1 protein-coding gene and 2 pseudogenes are annotated in these 1,719 nt (G+C 57.4%); 1 reads left to right on the top strand and 2 read right to left on the bottom strand.

The genetic code is table 11. The annotated features are described in order from the left end of the window. Positions 1-218: 218 nt before the first annotated feature. The gene (locus DT23_RS17600) at positions 219-941 is read right to left on the bottom strand and encodes a hypothetical protein (protein ID WP_156024002.1); all 723 of its coding nucleotides are present in this window, start codon (positions 939-941) and stop codon (positions 219-221) included. 84 nt (positions 942-1,025) lie between these two features. Between DT23_RS17600 and DT23_RS19250 the strand changes: the two are divergent. Continuing rightward, positions 1,026-1,227: pseudogene (locus DT23_RS19250) on the top strand (IS6 family transposase); the annotation flags it as partial. A 221-nt stretch (positions 1,228-1,448) separates the two neighbouring features. On the opposite strand, the pseudogene DT23_RS17595 reads toward DT23_RS19250, so the two are convergent. Continuing rightward, a pseudogene (locus tag DT23_RS17595) lies at positions 1,449-1,619 on the bottom strand (transposase domain-containing protein); the annotation flags it as partial. Positions 1,620-1,719: the final 100 nt, after the last annotated feature.

The raw sequence follows: 1,719 nt of genomic DNA, 5'->3' as shown, positions 1-1,719 counted from the left end.
AGCCGCGTCAATAACTTGACGATGCCCTTCGAGCGGCTTGCCAACAAATGGGTCCCGAAGCCGCGTAAACCAAAACCCGCACCCAAACGTCTCTGATCAATACGTCGCGCCCCATGGCCTTCGCCGAAGGCTTACCCTGAATTCGCCGAGATGGCGGATTTGACGTCCGGATGTGACGCCGCCAAAAATTTTCACCAGATCCGAGACACAACCGTTTGTCATTGATGCACCGCTGCGTAGGTGCACTGCGTTTTCATCCAGTTTCTATAATCCTTCAGCGCCTGCGTCAGCCGAGGCGTGAACATGGTGCTGTGGCGGCTTGCCATCAGTTCCAGTTCAGCGGCCGTAATCTGCATGTCGCGCCTGGGCGGTGTATCGGTCACCGTCTTGGCGACCTGCAAAACGGACGCAGCCTGTTTGTGCAGGGAGGCAAAATACTCTGGCGTCGCCGCCGCGGCTGTCCCCTGAGAAGAGCCATCTGCAATGGTGCCCGCCAAAACCTCCGCCGCGATGGGGCTCATCACCATCCCGACTTTCACGCAGGTGCCCATCTTACGGTCATTCAGACCGTGCCTTTCCGTCTGCGGAAGCTTTCCTTTTCCATCGCCGCTGTCCGTAGGGCTTTGCGAGGCTGTCCCCATCTGCGCCATGATCTCGGCACGATGCTCTTTATAGAAAGGCATGTGCGGCAGGGCGTAAAGCAGGGAGGCCATGCCGTCGATGCTGCTTGTCTTGCTCTTGAAATCGCCGTCGCGCAGTCCCGGCACGCCCGTGGCCGTAGTCCCTTTTATAACCGCCTCGAACGACTGGAACCCGGGATCGGTCAGACGATACTCTGCCAGCGTCTTCTTTCTGGCAGCATCGAGCCCCAGTGCATGGGCCGGTGTCAGGACCCCTGCCGCCGCCAGCATCATCGCAGCCGCCATTAACGTGTTTCGCATTTTGTCCTCATGGTCGTGCTTCCTGAAAGGACCTAGGAAAGATGCTGTGGTGACATCAACCGGACATTCTTGCACTTATCGGTGATGCGGTTTCACTGTTCGATCATTTCTTACGCTGTTTGAGCCTGTCATCGCTTCGCTCTCAGTCTACGCGATGTTGAGGACTTGCTTGCCCAACGCAGTCATGATCCGTGGGAAGAAGCATTGGCTCTGGCGCGCGGTCGACAGAACTGGCGAAGTGCTTGATATTCTGGGCCAAACGCGGCTCAATGCGCGGGCGACACGAGGGCATGCTCCACTGGTCAGGTTGTTCCTTTGATCCAACGATACCCGGATCGACAGGATCGTCGCACGACTGCACCTACTTGCGACGAAATGGACCCCGCGGCCCCGCAAACCCAAAGCGCCCAAGGGCACAACCTGAGAATTGCTCCCATCTGCTGTCTACGCCGGATGGTTGCTTTCGGGCGGCGATGGGCTCTGTTGTAACCGGTGCGCTGATCCCACCTATTTGACGTAGTTCCACGGTAGCAGATCGTTAATCTGGCTTTGTTTGTGGCCTTCGACGATGGCTGTGAGCGTATTGGCCAGATAGGAATGCGGATCGACATCGTTCAATTTGCAGGTCTCGGTCAAGGACGCTATGACGCCCCAGTTTGCGGCACCGGCATCATGACCAAGCTCCTGTTCTCCCGCTGCGTAAGTTGGTGAGGCCGCCTCAGGGCCAAAAGTGAATGATTATTAGCGTTCCATCGTAAACGGTGCGCCGTTCACACCG

Origin of the sequence: Thioclava indica, assembly GCF_000714545.1 — a bacterium.
GTDB lineage: Bacteria > Pseudomonadota > Alphaproteobacteria > Rhodobacterales > Rhodobacteraceae > Thioclava > Thioclava indica.
Note: the sequence above shows the minus strand (reverse complement) of the source record. Positions and strands in the feature narration are given on the sequence as shown.

What these genes read in the sequence shown, in the direction of transcription:
- DT23_RS17600 (WP_156024002.1), bottom strand. Translation starts at nt 941, where the DNA reads ATGCGAAACACGTTAATGGCGGCTGCGATGATGCTGGCGGCGGCAGGG.